General features: G+C 67.9%; 14 protein-coding genes. 10 read left to right on the forward strand and 4 right to left on the reverse strand.

Going from position 1 to position 16,167, the window contains the following annotated elements:
• Positions 1-16 precede the first annotated feature (16 nt).
• A complete protein-coding gene (locus ACQ754_RS11795) occupies positions 17-775 on the reverse strand; it encodes an SDR family NAD(P)-dependent oxidoreductase (RefSeq protein ID WP_440997231.1) in 759 nt (252 codons plus the stop codon).
• Positions 772-1,230: an acyl-CoA thioesterase gene (locus ACQ754_RS11800; RefSeq protein ID WP_440997232.1), complete on the reverse strand. Its 459-nt coding sequence runs from the start codon at positions 1,228-1,230 to the stop codon at positions 772-774. The genes ACQ754_RS11795 and ACQ754_RS11800 overlap by 4 nt, the downstream gene beginning before the upstream one ends.
• 223 nt (positions 1,231-1,453) lie before the next feature.
• On the opposite strand from ACQ754_RS11800, the gene ACQ754_RS11805 reads away from it, so the two are divergent.
• The gene (locus ACQ754_RS11805) at positions 1,454-3,820 is read left to right on the forward strand and encodes a bifunctional salicylyl-CoA 5-hydroxylase/oxidoreductase (protein ID WP_440997233.1); all 2,367 of its coding nucleotides are present in this window, start codon (positions 1,454-1,456) and stop codon (positions 3,818-3,820) included.
• A gap of 19 nt (positions 3,821-3,839) precedes the next feature.
• Here the strand turns inward: ACQ754_RS11805 and ACQ754_RS11810 are convergent, their stop codons facing one another.
• Positions 3,840-4,358, reverse strand: a complete 519-nt coding sequence (locus ACQ754_RS11810) for a MarR family winged helix-turn-helix transcriptional regulator (protein ID WP_440997234.1) — start codon at positions 4,356-4,358, stop codon at positions 3,840-3,842.
• Positions 4,359-4,519: 161 nt separating this feature from the next.
• Between ACQ754_RS11810 and ACQ754_RS11815 the strand changes: the two genes are divergently transcribed.
• The 3 genes from ACQ754_RS11815 to ACQ754_RS11825 are packed head-to-tail and all read left to right on the forward strand — an operon-like array spanning position 4,520 to position 9,092.
• Positions 4,520-5,308: a cyclase family protein gene (locus ACQ754_RS11815; protein ID WP_440997235.1), complete on the forward strand. Its 789-nt coding sequence runs from the start codon at positions 4,520-4,522 to the stop codon at positions 5,306-5,308.
• Positions 5,309-5,356: 48 nt separating this feature from the next.
• Complete coding sequence (locus ACQ754_RS11820) at positions 5,357-7,498, forward strand: thiamine pyrophosphate-dependent enzyme (RefSeq protein ID WP_440997236.1); 2,142 nt, start codon at positions 5,357-5,359, stop codon at positions 7,496-7,498.
• A 16-nt stretch (positions 7,499-7,514) separates the two neighbouring features.
• Positions 7,515-9,092: an indolepyruvate oxidoreductase subunit beta family protein gene (locus tag ACQ754_RS11825; RefSeq protein WP_440997237.1), complete on the forward strand. Its 1,578-nt coding sequence runs from the start codon at positions 7,515-7,517 to the stop codon at positions 9,090-9,092.
• A 52-nt stretch (positions 9,093-9,144) separates the two neighbouring features.
• Here the strand turns inward: ACQ754_RS11825 and ACQ754_RS11830 are convergent, their stop codons facing one another.
• The gene (locus ACQ754_RS11830) at positions 9,145-9,603 is read right to left on the reverse strand and encodes a MarR family winged helix-turn-helix transcriptional regulator (protein ID WP_440997238.1); all 459 of its coding nucleotides are present in this window, start codon (positions 9,601-9,603) and stop codon (positions 9,145-9,147) included.
• 224 nt (positions 9,604-9,827) lie between these two features.
• Here ACQ754_RS11830 and ACQ754_RS11835 point away from each other — a divergent pair, with 224 nt between their 5' ends.
• From ACQ754_RS11835 to ACQ754_RS11860, 6 genes are all read left to right on the forward strand, one after another.
• Positions 9,828-10,847 carry a TRAP transporter substrate-binding protein gene (locus ACQ754_RS11835; RefSeq protein WP_440997239.1) on the forward strand — a complete coding sequence of 340 codons (1,020 nt, stop codon included), beginning with the start codon at positions 9,828-9,830 and terminating at the stop codon, positions 10,845-10,847.
• On the forward strand, positions 10,847-11,380 hold the full coding sequence (locus tag ACQ754_RS11840; protein ID WP_440997240.1) for a TRAP transporter small permease: 534 nt from the start codon (positions 10,847-10,849) through the stop codon (positions 11,378-11,380). The genes ACQ754_RS11835 and ACQ754_RS11840 overlap by 1 nt, the downstream gene beginning before the upstream one ends.
• Before the next feature lie 9 nt (positions 11,381-11,389).
• Positions 11,390-12,679, forward strand: coding sequence for a TRAP transporter large permease (locus ACQ754_RS11845; RefSeq protein ID WP_440997241.1), 1,290 nt, complete (start codon positions 11,390-11,392; stop codon positions 12,677-12,679).
• Between the two features lie 29 nt (positions 12,680-12,708).
• Positions 12,709-13,719: a TRAP transporter substrate-binding protein gene (locus tag ACQ754_RS11850; protein WP_440997242.1), complete on the forward strand. Its 1,011-nt coding sequence runs from the start codon at positions 12,709-12,711 to the stop codon at positions 13,717-13,719.
• A 119-nt stretch (positions 13,720-13,838) separates the two neighbouring features.
• Complete coding sequence (locus tag ACQ754_RS11855) at positions 13,839-14,816, forward strand: PDR/VanB family oxidoreductase (protein ID WP_440997243.1); 978 nt, start codon at positions 13,839-13,841, stop codon at positions 14,814-14,816.
• A gap of 17 nt (positions 14,817-14,833) precedes the next feature.
• Positions 14,834-16,159 carry an aromatic ring-hydroxylating dioxygenase subunit alpha gene (locus ACQ754_RS11860; protein ID WP_440997244.1) on the forward strand — a complete coding sequence of 442 codons (1,326 nt, stop codon included), beginning with the start codon at positions 14,834-14,836 and terminating at the stop codon, positions 16,157-16,159.
• The last annotated feature ends 8 nt before the right edge of the window (positions 16,160-16,167 follow it).

A 16,167-nucleotide genomic window follows, 5' to 3' on the forward strand; every position in this document is an offset into this window, starting at 1 on the left:
CCTGTGCCTCGATTGGTTACATCACCTCGCCGCCGGAGACCGAGATCGCCTGACCGGTGACCGCCGCGGTGTTGGGCCGGCACAGCCAGGAGACCGTTTCCGCCACCTCCTCGGGCCGTACCAGCCGGCGTTGGGGGTTGACCTTCACGAACTCCTGCAGTGCCTCCTCGCGGGAGCGCCCGGTCTTCGCGGTGATGGTGTCCAACGCATTCGATACCAGCTCGGTGTCCGTGTAGCCGGGGCAGACCGCGTTCACCGTGATAGGCTCCCGGGCGAGCTCCAGGGCCACCGCCCGGGTCAGGCCAATGACGCCGTGCTTGGCGGCGCAATAGCCGGCCACATAGGCATAGCCCTTCAGCCCGGCGGTGCTCGCCACATTGACGATCCGCCCGCCACCGACGGCCCGCATGTCTGTCAGTGCGACCTGCATGCAGTGGAAGACGCCGGAGAGGTTGACCTCGAGCATGGACTGCCAGTCCCCGGCCTCGATGCGGTCGAAGGGCGCCGTTTTCGCCGCGCCGGCGTTGTTCACCAGCACCCCCACCGGTCCGTGCACCGCCCGGGCCTCCTCGAAGGCGCGGCCCACTGACCCGGCATCGGTGACGTCGGCGGTGACGGCGTTCGCACCCTCGAGCCGGGCGGCCAGTGCCTCCAGCGGGGCGGAACGCCGGCCGACCACGGTGACGTTCATCCCCTCGGCGGCGAGGCGTTCGGCGACGGCGGCACCGATGCCGGTGCCGCCGCCGGTGATCAGGGCGTGACGGGGGGTGCTCATCGCGGTGCTCCTTCTCCGGTGTTTTCCAGTCCGGCCTCGACGTCTGCCAGCCACTCCGCCATGCGCCCGCGCAGGTCCTCGGGTATGGGGCGGCTGGTGAGCCGGCCCCGGTCGTTGGCGACCCATACCAAGGTCACCCGGGCGTCCATTCGCGGCGCCCCGTCGCAGCAGGCCGTGACGTGGAAGCCGAGCGAGGAGTGGCCGAGGTGCAGCAGGCGCAGGCGCGCCTGGAGCGTCTCGCCCAGGGCGGCCGGGGTGGCGACGTCGAGATGCAACCGGGTGGTCGGGGTGCCCACGTCGCCGCTGATGTGCATCGCCCGGAACGAATAGCCGACTTGGGCGAACCACGCCTCGACGAGGCCGTTGACCACCTCCAGGTAGCGCCAGGTGTGCAGCGTCCCGGTGGCGTCGCACCATATCCCGGTGACGGGTACCGTTCTGCTCAGCTCCTTCACCGCGGTCCTCCTCCGTCGTGCGTCCGCTGCCCCGGGATGGTGCGCTCAGGCTAGCGATCGCACCGATTTAATTCAAGTATAAAATGTTTACCCGGGATGGAGTCTGTATTTGTTACGGGTAAGAAGTTGACACGTAAATTAACACCCCGGTAACCTGCCCGCTATGGGGTGTGCGAATGGCACACCGGTCAGGATCACAGGGCAGACGCGCTGGAGGAGAGTCATGAAGATCAGCATCGTGGGTGGCGGACCGGGTGGGCTGTACTTCGCCCTGCTCGCCAAGAAGCGCTGGCCGGACTGGGACATCACGGTCTACGAGCGCAACGCGCCGGACAGCACGTTCGGGTTCGGCGTGGTGTTCTCCGATGAAACCCTCGGTTTTCTCGACGACTACGACAACCCCTCCTACGAGGCCATCCGTCGTAGCTTTGCCTACTGGGACGACGTGCACGTGCACTACCAGGGGCAGGTCCTGAAGTCCGGCGGGAATGGCTTCTGCGGCTGCTCGCGGCTGACCCTGCTGCAGATCCTCCAGCAGCGTTGCCGCGAGCTCGGTGTGACCATGCACTTCAACACCGAGATCGAGGACGAGGGCCAGTTCTCTGACAGCGACCTGATCGTCGCCGCCGATGGCATCAACAGCCGCATCCGCCAGAACCACGAGGACTGGTTCCAGCCGCAGTTCGACTGGCGGCGGAACTACTTCTGCTGGCTCGGCTCGAGCCGCGAGTTCGACGCCTTCAAGTACTTCTTCCAGGAGACCGAGCACGGCGTCGTCATCGCCCACTGCTACCAGTACGAGCCGGGCCGCAGCACCTGGGTGGTGGAGATGGCCCCGGAGACCTGGCAGGGCCTCGGCTTCGACCGGATGGCCGAGGACGAGTACACCCGGGTGCTCGAGGAGATCTTCGACGAGGAGCTCGACGGTCACCCGTTGATCGCCAACCGCTCCCTTTGGCGCCAGTTCCCCATGATCCGCAACCGTCGCTGGGTCAAGGACAACATCGTGTTGCTCGGCGATTCCCAGCACACCGCCCACTACTCCATCGGCTCGGGTACCAAGCTCGCTATGGAGAGCGCCATCGCGCTGTTCGAGGCGGTGGAGTCGCGGCCCACCGACGTGGACCAGGCGCTGGCGGAGTTCGAGGACAACCGCCGCACCGAGGTGGAGATCACCCAGCACGCCGCGGATGTGTCGCTGTCCTGGTTCGAGAACATCAACCGCCACTGGGGCATGGATCCGGAGCCCTTCGCCTTCGCCCTCATGTCCCGGGCGAAGAAGCTCACCTACGAGAATCTCCAGCTGCGCGACCAGTCGTTCGTGGACCGCTGCAACGAGTGGTTCGTCCGCCGCGAGCGCGAGCGCGGCTTCGAAGTCGCCGACGACACCGCGCCGATGTTCACGCCGTTCCGGCTGCGCGGCATGACCGTGCCCAACCGGGTGGTGGTCTCACCCATGGCGCAATACATGGCCGAGGACGGGATGCCCAATGACTGGCACCTGGTGCACTACGGCAGCCGTGCCGTCGGCGGGGCGGGGTTGATGTATACCGAGATGACCTGCGTCTCCCCGGATGCGCGCATCACCCCCGGGTGCACGGGGCTGTGGAACGAGGCCCAGCGCGACGCCTTCCGGCGCATCGTGGACTTCGTTCATCAACAGTCGGACACCCGCATCTGCATGCAGCTCGGCCACTCCGGGCGCAAGGGCTCCACCCAGGTGGGCTGGCAGCGCATGGACCACCCGCTGCCCGAGGGCAACTGGCCCATCTACTCGGCCTCACCGATCCCCTACTTCGAGGGCGAGAGCCAAGTCCCCATCGAGATGAGCCGCGCGGACATGGACCGGGTGCGCGATGACTTCGTGCGCTCGGCGAAGCTCGCCGAGGAGGCCGGCTTCGACATGCTCGAGCTGCACATGGCCCACGGCTACCTGCTCGCGAGCTTCATCTCGCCGCTGACCAATCTGCGTGAGGATGAATACGGCGGCAGCGTGGGGAACCGGCTGCGTTTCCCGCTGGAGGTCTTCGAGGCGGTGCGTGCGGTCTGGCCCGAGGACAAGCCCATGTCCGTGCGCATCTCCGCTACCGACTGGAAGGAGGGCGGGCTGTCCGACGAGGAGCTCAGCGTGGTGGCGCGGAGCTTCCGCGATGCCGGCGTGGACCTCATCGACGTCTCCGCCGGGCAGACGGTGCCGGATCAGAAGCCGGTCTACGGGCGTATGTTCCAGACCCCGTTCGCCGACAAGGTGCGCAACGAGACGGGGGTGGCCACCATGGCCGTGGGCAACATCACCACGCCGGACCAGGTCAACACCATCCTGATGGCGGAGCGTGCCGACCTGGTGGCCCTGGCGCGACCGCATCTCTCGGACCCGTACTTCACCCTGCACGCAGGCGCCTGGTACCAGCAGCCGGACGTGGAATGGCACCGCGCCCACGGGGCCGGGCGCTTCCAGGCCTACCGCAACGCCGAGAAGGACCGCGAGGAGCTCACCGACCTGCGCATCCAGACCCGGCCACGCAGCCACGAGGTGGTCGAGGAGCCGGCGGGGTCCGGCGAGGGCAGGGGCACTGGCCGGGCGGCGTGAGCCGCCGGGGGCGCACCGTTCAGGTGCGCCCCCGGGCGTCCAGGTGGTGGCGTACCCGGTCCAGGAGCTCGACGAGCTGGTCGAGTTCGCCGTCGTCGAGGATACCGAAGATCTCGTCGGACCAGGCCTCGTGGGCGCCGGCCATGGCCCGAAAGAGCTGCAGTCCCTGGTCGGTGAGGTAGACGTCGCTGACCCGGCGGTCCCGGTGGGAGGCCCGGCGGAGGAGGAGCCCGTCGGCCTCCATGCGGTCGAGCAACCGGGTGATATTGCCCTTGGAGGCGAGCAGCCGCTGGGCGAGCGCCGAGGTGCTCAGCCCGTCGGGGTGGACGTGATCCAGGTGGGCGAGCACGTCGAAGCGCGCCAGCGTGCTGTCGAAGTCGTCGCGGAAGAGGTCCGAGATCGCCTGTTCCACGCGCTTGGAGCACTTGATCAGGTGCAGCCAGGCACGCAGCGAGCGCTTGCTGTGCGGCAACATGTGGGCGTCCTGCGCATCCGTCGCCGGCACGTTTCGGGCGGGGCCTTCACCGGGCGGGGCCATCGTGCTCTCCTGGGCCTGGGTGTCAATGAGCGCATGATAACAGCGAAGCGGATATCAGCTGACGGGTTGATATCTCATAGCTAAATGTTTTATACGTAAACGACGTTGCCGCCCACAGCGTGGCAATCTATCCAAGTGGATCCAATTTTCGGAGGAGAGGCATGACCGCAAACAACACGCTCCAGCAGCTCGCCAGCGCCGTCGCCCAGGGCGGCGTGCGCATCGTCGACCTCAGCGTCACCTTGAGGCACGACACCCCCATCCTGCAGTTGCCCGAGCAGTTCAACCAGGGCTGGCCGTTCCGCAAGGAGGAGATCTCGCGCTACGACGAGCGCGGGCCGGCCTGGTACTGGAACAACATCTCCTGCGGCGAGCACACCGGGACCCATTTCGATGCCCCCATCCACTGGGTCACCGGCAAGGACTTTGAGAACAACGCCACCGACACCGTCGATCCGCAGCAGTTCGTCGCCCCGGCCTGTGTGATCGACTGCACCGCCTACGCCGCCGAGGACGAGGACTTCCTGCTCCAGCGCTCCCACGTGGAGGCCTGGGAGCGGGATCACGGTCGCATCCCCGCCGGCCACTGGGTACTGTTCCAGACCCGCTGGTCGGATCGCACCGATCCGGACGCCTTCCTCAACATGCGCGAGGACGGCGCCCATACCCCCGGTCCGAGCCACGAAGTGGTGAAGTTCCTCGCCGAGGAACGCGACGTGCTCGGCTTCGGCACCGAGACGGTGGGCACCGACGCCGGCCAGGCCCCGCAGATGGACCCGCCGTTCCCGTGCCACAACGTTATGCACGGTACCAATAAGTTCGGCCTGGCGAGCCTGACCAACCTGGATCAGCTGCCGCCCACGGGGGCGCTGATCGTGGCCGCGCCGCTGAAGATCGAGGAGGGCTCGGGCAGCCCCTGCCGGGTCATCGCCTTGGTCGGCGGCAACTAAGAGAGGGCAGGGCCGGCGCCGCCGGCCATCGCCCCTGGAGGGAGAGCTATGGCGGAGCGTTCATTCGCGAAAGAGGTCAAGAAGCTGCGCATGGGCGCCGGCGAGGAGTTCCACGGGGAAGGCATCCTCGCCGTCACCAAGGCGTTGCTGCAGTCCGGCGTTGGCTATGTCGCCGGCTACCAGGGTGCGCCCATCTCCCACCTGATGGACGTGCTCACCGACGCCAACGAGATCCTCGAGGAGCTCGACGTCCACTTCGAGTCCTCGGCCTCGGAGGCCACCGCGGCGGCCACGCTGGCGGCCTCGGTGAACTATCCCATCCGCGGCGCCGTGGCCTGGAAGTCCACCGTGGGCACCAACGTCGCCTCGGACGCCCTCGCCCAGCTCGCCTCGGGCGGGGTCACCGGCGGATCGCTGGTGATCGTCGGCGAGGACTACGGCGAAGGCTCCAGCATCATGCAGGAGCGCACCCACGCCTTCGCCATGAAGTCGCAGATGTGGCTGCTCGACCCGCGCCCCAACCTGCCGAGCATCGTCGATATGGTGGAGCGGGGCTTCGAGCTCTCCGAGGCGAGCAACACGCCGGTGATGCTGGAGCTGCGCATCCGTGCCTGTCACGTCCACGGCCGCTTCGTCGCCAAGGAGAACCAGCGTCCGCCGTTCACCCTCGCCGACGCCATGGACAAGCCCGTACGCGACCCGAGCCGGATCGTGCTGCCGCCTTCGAGCTTCGTCCACGAGCACGAGAAGGTGGACAAGCGCTGGCCGGCGGCGGTGGAGTTCATCCGTGAGCACCGGCTGAACGAGGTCTTCGACGGTGAGCGCGGCGACATCGGCCTAATCCTCCAAGGCGGGCTCTACAACAGCGTGGTCCGCGCCCTCGAGCGCCTGGGCCTGGCGGACAGCTTCGGCAACACCCGCATCCCCCTGTACGTGCTCAACGTCACCTACCCGCTGGTGGATGACGAGGTGCGGGCGTTCTGTGGGGGCAAGGACGCGGTGTTGATGATCGAGGAGGGGCAGCCCGAGTACATCGAGCAGGCCCTGCATGCCATCCTCCGCAAGGGCGATCTCCAGACCCGGGTGCACGGCAAGGACGTGCTGCCCAAGGCCGGGGAGTACACCGGCGCGGTGCTGGTGGACGGCATCCGGCAGTTCCTGGAGCAGTATGCCCCGGACATCGCCCGCCTCCCCGGCGCTGCCACCGCCGCGAGGCCGGCCGCCGTCGAGGGGCTCGACCAGGTGGTGCCGCCGCGGCCGCCGGGGTTCTGCACCGGCTGCCCGGAGCGGCCGATCTTCACCGCCATGAAGCTCGTCGAGCGCGAGATCGGACAGCATCACGTCAGCTGTGATATCGGCTGCCACCTGTTCTCCATCCTGCCGCCGTTCAACATCGGCAACACCACCATGGGCTATGGCCTGGGCGGGGCCGGCGCGGCGGCATTCAACGCGCCGGGGGCGCGGCGCAGCATCAGCATCGTCGGCGACGGCGGATTCTGGCACAACGGCCTGGCGAGCAGCGTGGGCAACGCGGTGTTCAATCAGAGCGACAACGTCACCGTCATTGTCGATAACGGCTATTCGGCGGCCACCGGCGGCCAGGACATCCTCTCCTCCAAGGCGGAGAACCCCATCCGCAGCACCAAGCAGTCCATCGAGAGCGCGGTGCGCGGCGTGGGGGTGAACTGGGTCAAGCGCATCACCAACACGTATGACGTGGGGACCATGAAGGACACCCTGCGCGAGGCGCTGACCACCGAATCCTCCGGGCCGAAGGTGATCATCGCCGAGTCCGAGTGCATGCTGAACCGCCAGCGCCGGGAGAAGCCGGTGTTCCGCAATCTCCTGAAGAAGGGGCAGCGGATGGTGCAGGAGCGCTTCGGCGTCGACAGCGACACGTGCACGGGCGATCACTCCTGCATCCGCCTCTCCGGCTGCCCGTCGCTGTCCATCAAGCCCAACCCGGATCCGCTGCGCCGCGACCCGGTGGCGCACGTGGAGAACAGCTGCGTCGGCTGCGGGCTGTGCGGGGAGGTGGCGCATGCGGCGGTGCTCTGCCCGTCGTTCTACCGCGCCGAGATCATTCACAATCCGACCGCCTGGGACCGTTTCACCAAGCGCATGCGCGACGCGGTGATCGGCTTCTTCCAGCGCCGTGAGGCGCGGCGGCTCGAACGCTACGCGATGTAGCGCACAGGAGGCATCCGTGGACCGTTCCACTCGACCCATCAGCATCGCCATCCAGGCCATGGGCGGCCAGGGCGGCGGGGTCCTGGCGGACTGGATCGTCGGCCTCGCCGAGTCCCAGGGTTATCTCGCCCAGACCACCTCGGTCCCGGGCGTGGCTCAGCGGACGGGGGCGACGCTGTACTACGTGGAGATCTTCCCCGAGCATGCCGTGCGCCAGGCCGGCCGTGATCCGGTGCTCGCGCTCATGCCCATGCCCGGGGACGTCGACATCGTCATCGCCGCCGAGCTCATGGAGGCGGGCCGGGCGGTGCAGCGGGGCATCGTCACCCCCGACCGCACTACCCTCATCGCCTCCACCCACCGCGTCTACGCCATTGGCGAGAAGACCGCTATGGGGGACGGCATCCTCGACGATAGTAAGGTCGTGGAGGCCGGGGAGGCTGCGGCGAAGGAGTTCATCTACTTCGACATGGCCCGCGTCGCCGAGGAGCACGGCAGCGTGATCAGCGCCACGTTGTTCGGGGCGCTGGCCGGCTGCCGGCGACTGCCCTTCGAGCGCGCCGCCTTCGAGGAGGCGATCCGCCGCGGCGGCATCGGTGTGGAGGCGAGCCTCGCGGCCTTCGCCGACGCCTACGAGCGTGCCCAGGGCGAGCCGGAGGCACCGGATCACTCGCAGCCGGCGCCGGCGGAGCCGCAGCCCCGGCATCCCCTGCTCAAGGAGCAGCTCGAGCGGGTACGCACCCGCTTTCCGGGCGTGGCCCATTTCAATGTCGTCGAGGGCATGCGGCGGCTCGCCGACTACCAGGACCCGGAATACGCGAAGGAATACGTGGACCGCCTCGAGGCGGTGCTCGAGCTCGACGAGGCCCAGGGCGGCGAGGCGCGGGACTACCTGCTCACCGTGGAGGCGGCCCGTTACCTGGCGCTGTGGATGTCCTACGAGGACACCATCCGGGTCGCCGACCTCAAGACCCGGGCCAGCCGGTTCCGGCGTTTCCGCGACGAGGTGCGGGCGCGGGAGGACCAGCTGGTCTACGTCACCGAGTTCATGCACCCGCGGATCGAGGAGATCTGCGACACCCTGCCGGCACCGTTGGGCCGGCGGTTGCTCCACTCCCCGCGGCTGCAACGGCCCCTGACGCCGTTCACCCGCAAGGGACGCAAGGTGCGCACGGCGACGCTATCGGGCTTCCTGCTGTTGTGGACGGTCTCGCGGATGCGGCGCTGGCGGCGCAGCACCCTGCGTTACAAGGAGGAGGCGGCCCGCATCGAGGCCTGGCTGGAACGGGCCCGCCGGGCAGCGGAGGCGGACTACCCGCTGGCGGTGGAGATCGTGCGCTGTCAGCGCCTGGTCAAGGGCTACGGCGATACCCACGCCCGCGGGCTTGCCAACTTCCACACCATCATGGAGGCCATCGACGGCTACCGCGGCGACGAGCAGCCCGCGGAGGTGGTCCGGCGCCTGCGTGAGGCGGCCCTCGCCGACGAGGACGGCGCGAAGCTCGCCGAAGCGGTGGCGTCGTTGGAGGGGGGCCATGCCACGACAGGCGGAAATGGGGCCGACGAGACGGGGGCCCAGCGCGCGACGGCGTAGCCCGGCGGGCGCTCGGTCCCGTCACCGCCGGCGGGGCCCGCGCCCCGCCGGCTCACTGCTGTTCGCTCAAGCGCGCGATCATCTCCCGCAGGCCTGCCTTCAAGGTCTCCACCTCCTCCGGCGGATAGCCGTTCAGCACCTGGGCCTCGTGGGCCTTGGCCCGTTCCAGCAGTGGCCGGACCTTCTCCTGGCCCGCCGCGGTAATCGAGACCCGCGTGATGCGGCGGTCCTCGGGCTCGTCGCGTCGCTGCACCCAGCCCTGCTCCTCGAGCCTGGCGGTGACCCGGGTGAGCGTGGGCTGCTTGAGCAGGGTGATCTCCGCCAGTCCGCCGATGGTCAGGGACTCCCGGTCGTAGAGCGTCGCGAGCACCCGCCACTCGGGGATGCGCAGCCCCGCCCGGCTGACCCGGGCGTGGAACTGGCGGCTGACCAGCGTGCTCGCCCGGGCGAGCAAATAGGCCAGGTAGTCGTCCGTGAAGTACCGCGCCGCTCGCCGCCGCTCATCCGTCATTCTCTGCTCGCTCGCTTGCATGGCCTTGTCCCTGCCGATTGTCGGGGGGGTGTCGCTGGTCGGTCCAGCGGATGTCTCTTAGGCAAAAAATTTTAATACCAAAACATATTCATTTGGATTAAAACCTGTGCTAGGTTCATGAGCAACAGGGTTCGCAATGATCCAGGACAAAAAATGACCCGTGGCCCTGTCCCAGGAACTTCCCACGACGGAGGAGGAAGATCATGAAACGCCGCTGCATCGGGCTGCTCTCCGCGGCCCTCATCGCCTGGGCGCCCGCCGCCCTCTCCGAGACCACCATTCGCGTCGCCAACTGGCTGCCGTCCAGCCACCTGCTCGTCGCCGACGTCCTCAAGCCCTGGGGCGAGGCCGTGGAGGAGGCCACCGGGGGCAGCGTCCAGGTGGAGGTAATGAGCTCCCCGCTCGGCCCGCCCCCCGCCCAGTACGACCTGGTTTCTGACGGACTGGCCGACGTCGGGTTCGCCGCCCATGGCTACACGCCGGGACGCTTCAGCGTCTTCGAGCTGGCCGAGCTGCCGTTGCAGACGCCATCGTCGGAAGAGCTCTCCGTGGCCTACTGGCGTGCCTATCAGGAAACCATGGCGGGCCGGGATGAGCACAAAGGCGTGCACCTGCTAGGGCTGTTCGTGCACGGCCCTGGCCATATCTGGAACAGCCAGCGGCCTGTGGATAGCCTCGATGACCTCCAGGGCCTCAAGCTCCGCGTCCCGGGCGGTGTGGCCGCCCAGCTCAGCGAGAACCTGGGGGTCACGCCCATCAACGCGCCGTCCTCCCAGGCCTATGAGCTGCTCTCCCAGGGCGTGGCCGATGGCATCGTCTTCCCCCACGAGAGCGTCACCTTCTTCAACCTCCAGGAAACCCTGGAGTACGGCACCACGGTGCCCGGCGGCCTGTACAACGTGAGCTTCTACGTCGTCATGAACGAGGACAAGTGGAACGCCCTCACGGATGCCGAGCGTGAGGCCATCGACAGCGTCTCCGGGGAGTACCTGGCACGGCTGACCGGCCAGGCCTGGGACGCGGCCGACCGCAAGGGCCTGGAGGCGATCCGAGACGCCGGCCTCGAGATCACCGAAGCCGACGACGCCATGCTCGACGCGGTGGCCGCGGAGGCGGAGCAGGTCCGGGCCCAGGCCCTGGAGCGCATCGCCGAGAAGGGCATCGATGGGGAGGTGTTCCTGGAGGCCCTCCAGCGCGAGCTCGAAGGCGTCGAGACCGAGTAATGAACGAGCGGGCGGCGCTGCGCAATATGCTCTCCGCCGCCGGGGGCGATGGCCCCCGGCGGTGGCTGCGGGGAATCATCGGGGCCGTCTCGGCCGTCCTGCTGGTGCTGATGCTTGCGGTCACCACGGTGGACGTCATCGGCCGCTACTTCTTCAACGCCCCGATCCTCGGTGCGTTCGAGGTCAGCGAAGTCGCCATGGCGCTGCTGATCTACGCCGGCCTCCCGCTGGTGTGCATGGACCGCGGCAACGTCTCCGTGACCTTGCTCACCGAGCGGCTCGGCCCGGGGCTGCGGCGGATTCAGGCCACGGTGGTGAGCCTCGTCGGAGCCGGGGTGCTCGGTGTGCTGGCGTGGCGGCTGGCCCGACAGGCGATGCGGCTGTCCAGTTACGGGGATACCACCATGTTCCTGTCCATCCCGCTGGGGCCGGTGGCCTGGGGGATGGCGGTGCTCACCGGCGTCGCAGCGCTGCTGATGCTCGCCAACGCACTGGCCATCGCCAGGGGCCGAATGGATCCGGACGAGGGCTGAGGGGGAAGAATGGAGTACTGGTTGCCAGGCCTCGCCGCCGTCCTCGGGCTCATCGTGCTCGGCCTGCCCATCGCCTTCGCCATGATGCTGGTGGGCGTCGTCGGCGTGGTGGCCATTCTGGGCGTGGACCCGGCGCTTTCCATGTTCGGGCAGGTGGGCTACGACACCGGCAAGTCCTACACCCTGACGGTGGTGCCGCTGTTCGTGCTCATGGGCAACCTCATCGTCCAGGCACGGCTGGCGGACGACCTCTATGCCGCGAGCAACGCGTGGCTCGGCCATCACAAGGGCGGGCTGGCGATGGCCACCGTGGCCGCCTGCGGGGGCTTCAGCGCGGTGTGCGGTTCGTCGCTGGCTACCGCGGCGACCATGTCCAAGGTGGCCATGCCGTCGATGCGCCGTTATGGCTACTCGGAATCCGTCTCCTCCGGGGTGATCGCCGCCGGCGGCACCCTGGGCGTGCTGATCCCGCCGAGCGTCATCCTGGTGCTCTACGGCATCATCACCCAGCAGGATATCGGCAAGCTCTTCATCGCCGGGCTGATCCCCGGCCTGCTCGGGGTGATCGGCTACATGCTCGCCGTGCGGCTGCACTTCTGGTGGACGGGGGACCACGCCGACCCCTACCCCAAGCAGGCCATCGCCGATCGCATGCGCTCACTGCGCTCGGTGGGCGGCGTGTTAGTGCTGTTCGCGCTGGTGATGGGCGGCATCTATCTCGGGGCGTTCACCGCCACCGAGGCGGCGGCCATCGGCGCCAGCGGCGCGTTACTGCTGGCGCTGTGGCGCCGGGCGCTGACCCTGGGCTCGTTCTACCGGCTGCTGGTGGACACCACCCGCACCACGGCGATGATGTTCGCCATCCTCATCGGTGCGGTGGTGTTCTCCAACTTCGTCAACCTCGCCGGCATGCCTGATGACCTCTCCCGCTGGGTGCAGGCGGCGGACCTGCCGCCGATGGCGGTGATCCTGATGGTGCTGGGGCTCTACCTGGTGCTGGGGGCAGTCCTGGAGAGCCTTTCCATGCTGCTGCTGACGGTGCCGATCTTCTTCCCCATCGTGCAGGCCCTGGGCTTCGACCCGATCTGGTTCGGGATCCTGGTGGTGGTGGCCATCGAGATCAGCCTGATCACGCCGCCGATCGGGCTGAACGTGTTCGTGCTCAATACCGTGCTGCCGGATACCCGGCTGGGCACCATCTTTCACGGGGTGACGCCGTTCCTGTTGATGGACGTGGTGCGGCTGCTGCTGCTCGCCTTCATCCCGGCGATCACGCTGTGGTTGCCGTCGATGATGTAGAGACAACGAGAGAGAAACGGGATAGGACCATGATGAGAAAACTACTGCTGATGGCCGCGGGGTGCGCGGTCGCTTCCAGCGCCGGCGCCGCCGAGGTGACCCTGCGCTTCTCCAACTGGCTGCCGCCGGAACACTATGTGGTCACGGAGATGATCGAGCCCTGGGCGGAACGGGTCTCCGAGGTCACCGACGGCCGCGTGGAGGTGGACGTGATGCAGGCCATGGCCAAACCGGACGCCCACTTCGACGCGGTCCGCGACGGCGTGGCCGATCTCGCCTTTGGCGTCCACGGCTACAACTCGGCTCGATTCAAGCTCACCGAGATGGCGGAGCTGCCGCTGCTCGCCGACGACTCCAAGGTCAACTCCATCGCCTTCTGGCGGACCTACGAGCGCTTCTTCGCGCCCGCCAACGAGCACGAGGGGGTGAAGCTGCTCTCGCTGTGGACCACCACCCCCGCCCAGGTCTTCCTCGCCGACGACGACGTCGATGGCCTAGCGGGACTGAAGGGGCAGAAGGTGCGGGTGCTGGGCGCGACGACTGGCGAGGTGGCGCAGCGGCTGGAGATGACGCCGATCTCGGCGCCGGCCTCGGAGAGCTACGAGCTCCTCTCGCGGGGCGTGATCGACGGCAGCTTCTTTCAGAGCGATTCCATTGTCACCTTCAACCTGACCGATTACATCAACACTGCGGTCACCGTTCCCGGCGGGTTCGCCCACAGCAGCCAGTACCTGGTGATGAACCAGGACAAATGGGAGGCGCTGTCCGCCGAGGACCGGGAGGCCATCGAAGGGGTCTCCGGTGAGGCCATGGCGCGGGCGTTCGCGGAGGTCTGGGACCGCAAGGAGCGCGAGGCAAGCGCCGAGCTGCGTGACCAGGGCGTGCGTTTCGTCGAGCTCTCAGCGACGGAGGTCGCGGAGCTGGAGGAAAGGCTGGCGGACATCGAGGAATCCTGGATCCAGGCCGCCGCGGAAAAGGGTGTGGACGGTGCCGCGGCCCTGGCGTACTTCCGCGAGCAGGTCGCCGCCCTGGAGGAGTAGGCCGGCTGCCGGTCACCGCCTCCCGGGTGGGGCGGTGGCCCTCCGGCGCCATCCGGGTGGTGCTCCCTGGTGGTGTTCCCGGCAAATATATTCATTTGGATTAAAATTCGGGGCGAATCATGAACGAGATGACCTTGGAAGTGGCGGCGGTGGAGGCGCTGACCCCCCTGATCCGGCGCATCGAGCTGCGGGATCCGGAGGGCGGCACTTTGCCGGCGTTCACCCCCGGCGCCCATCTGCGCTTTCAGCTGCCACTGGCCGGCGGCACCGAGCAGCGCCACTACTCCTTGGTGCATAGGCAGCCGGATGCCGCTGGCCTGGAGCGCCCGGGGCGGTACGTCATCGCGGTACGGCGGGAGGCGGAGAGCCGCGGCGGCTCGGCGTATATGCACGAGCATGTCCGGCCCGGCGATCGGCTCACCGTCGAGGGGCCGATCAATGACTTCCCCCTGCACGAGGGAGCGGGGCGGAGCGTGCTCATCGCCGGCGGTATCGGCATCACGCCGATCCTGTCTATGGCCGCGGCGCTGAGCGCCGCCGGCCGGGACTACCGCTTTCACTACAGCGGCCGCAGCCGCGAGCAGCTCGCCTTCGTCGACGAGATCCGCGCGCTGGCCGGCGAGCGCTTGAGCATCCACGCCGATGACGAGCCGGACACCGCGCTCGACCTGGACGCGGTGCTGGACGGCTGTGACCCGGCCGACCACCTCTACGTCTGCGGCCCCAAGGGCATGATCGACGCCCTCATCGACAAGGCCCGTGCCCGCGGCTGGCCGCCGGAGCAGGTGCATTTCGAGCTGTTCACCACTGCCGCGCCGGCGGCCGGTGACCACGCCTTCGAGGTGGAATGTCGGGCCTCCGGCGTCACCCTGCAGGTGGCGGCCGACCAGACCATCCTGGAGGCGGCCGTGGCGGCGGGCCTGGACCCGCTGTCCGACTGCGAGCGTGGTGAGTGTGGGGTGTGCTCCACCGAGGTGATCGAGGGCGAGGTGGATCACCGGGACTACTACCTGAGTGACGACGAGAAGGCGAGCAACAGCGTGATGCAGATCTGCATCTCCCGCGCCAGGGGTGACCGGCTGGTGCTGGATCTGTGAACGAGGAGGAGAAGGCAATGGGCAAGTATCGCGACAATCCGGAGGCGATCGCGGCGCTGGTGCAGGACGACTGCGTCCACCGCGACGTCTATCTCAGCGAGGAGCTCTTCGAGCTGGAGCAGGAGTATCTCTTCGCGCGCACCTGGAACTACCTGTGTCACGACAGCCAGATCCCCAACACCGGGGACTACTTCACGGCCACCATCGCCGGACGGCCGTTGATGGCGGTGCGTCACACCGACGGCAGCGTGCGGGTGATGATGAACCGCTGCGCCCACAAGGGCGCCAAGCTCGCCCCTGAGCAGTGCGGCAACACCGGGAAGTTCTTCCGCTGCCCCTACCACGCCTGGACGTTCAAGACCGACGGTTCGCTGCTGTCCATCCCGTTCAAGAAGGGCTATGAGGGCACGCGGCTCAACGAATGCCGCTCCGCCAAGGGGCTGGTGACCATCGACAATGTCCGCAACTACCGCGGTTTCATCTTCGTGCGCGTCAGCGACGACGGCCCGGACTTCGAGGAGTACTTCGGGCCGGTGATCACCTCGCTGGACAACATGGTCGACCGCGCCCCCGAGGGCGAGATCGAGGTCGCCGGCGGGTGCCTGCGGTTCATGCACGACTGCAACTGGAAGATGTTCGTCGAGAACCTCAACGACACCATGCACCCGATGATCGTCCACGAGTCGGCCGCGGGCACCGCCAAGGAGCTGTGGAAGGATCAGCCCGAGGACGCGCCCAAGCCCATGATCATCCAGCAGCTGCTGCCGTTCGTGAACGACTACCAGTTCTTCGACGCCGGCGGCGTGCGGGTGTTCGACAACGGCCACAGCTACGACGGCGAGAAGGTGAGCATCCATTCCCACTACTCGGGCGTACCCGAGTACGACCGCGCCATGGAGGCCGCCTACGGCCCGGAGCGGGCCCGGGAGATCCTCACCACGGTGCGCCACAACACCGTCCTCTACCCGACCATGACCTCCAAGTGCGCCATCCAGGCGATCCGCGTCGCCCGGCCCATCAGCGCCAACAAGACCCTGATCGAGAGCTGGACCTTCCGGCTGAAGGGCGCGCCGGAGGAGCTGCTGCAGCGTACCCAGACCTACTCGCGGCTGATCAACTCGCCGTTCTCCGTGGTCGGCCACGACGACCTGCACTGCTATGAGGCGATCCAGGAGGGGCTGCTCGCCACCGGCAACGAGTGGATCAGCCTGCACCGGGACTTCGACCCGGCGGAGTTGGAGGAATCCGAGCGGCTGGACAACGGCACCAGCGAGATCTCCATGCGCAACCAGTTCCGCGCGTGGAGGAAGTTCATGGCCGAGGGCGCGTCCCGGGGCGAGTGAGGGGGAGA

Origin of the sequence: Arhodomonas sp. SL1 (assembly GCF_052060015.1) — a bacterium.
In the GTDB taxonomy this organism is placed as follows: Bacteria; Pseudomonadota; Gammaproteobacteria; order Nitrococcales; family Nitrococcaceae; genus Arhodomonas.

What these genes read in the sequence shown, in the direction of transcription:
- ACQ754_RS11835 (WP_440997239.1), top strand. Translation starts at nt 9,828, where the DNA reads ATGAAACGCCGCTGCATCGGGCTGCTCTCCGCGGCCCTCATCGCCTGG.
- ACQ754_RS11795 (WP_440997231.1), bottom strand. Translation starts at nt 775, where the DNA reads ATGAGCACCCCCCGTCACGCCCTGATCACCGGCGGCGGCACCGGCATC.
- ACQ754_RS11820 (WP_440997236.1), top strand. Translation starts at nt 5,357, where the DNA reads ATGGCGGAGCGTTCATTCGCGAAAGAGGTCAAGAAGCTGCGCATGGGC.
- ACQ754_RS11845 (WP_440997241.1), top strand. Translation starts at nt 11,390, where the DNA reads ATGGAGTACTGGTTGCCAGGCCTCGCCGCCGTCCTCGGGCTCATCGTG.
- ACQ754_RS11860 (WP_440997244.1), top strand. Translation starts at nt 14,834, where the DNA reads ATGGGCAAGTATCGCGACAATCCGGAGGCGATCGCGGCGCTGGTGCAG.
- ACQ754_RS11810 (WP_440997234.1), bottom strand. Translation starts at nt 4,358, where the DNA reads ATGGCCCCGCCCGGTGAAGGCCCCGCCCGAAACGTGCCGGCGACGGAT.
- ACQ754_RS11840 (WP_440997240.1), top strand. Translation starts at nt 10,847, where the DNA reads ATGAACGAGCGGGCGGCGCTGCGCAATATGCTCTCCGCCGCCGGGGGC.
- ACQ754_RS11850 (WP_440997242.1), top strand. Translation starts at nt 12,709, where the DNA reads ATGATGAGAAAACTACTGCTGATGGCCGCGGGGTGCGCGGTCGCTTCC.
- ACQ754_RS11805 (WP_440997233.1), top strand. Translation starts at nt 1,454, where the DNA reads ATGAAGATCAGCATCGTGGGTGGCGGACCGGGTGGGCTGTACTTCGCC.
- ACQ754_RS11815 (WP_440997235.1), top strand. Translation starts at nt 4,520, where the DNA reads ATGACCGCAAACAACACGCTCCAGCAGCTCGCCAGCGCCGTCGCCCAG.
- ACQ754_RS11855 (WP_440997243.1), top strand. Translation starts at nt 13,839, where the DNA reads ATGAACGAGATGACCTTGGAAGTGGCGGCGGTGGAGGCGCTGACCCCC.
- ACQ754_RS11830 (WP_440997238.1), bottom strand. Translation starts at nt 9,603, where the DNA reads ATGACGGATGAGCGGCGGCGAGCGGCGCGGTACTTCACGGACGACTAC.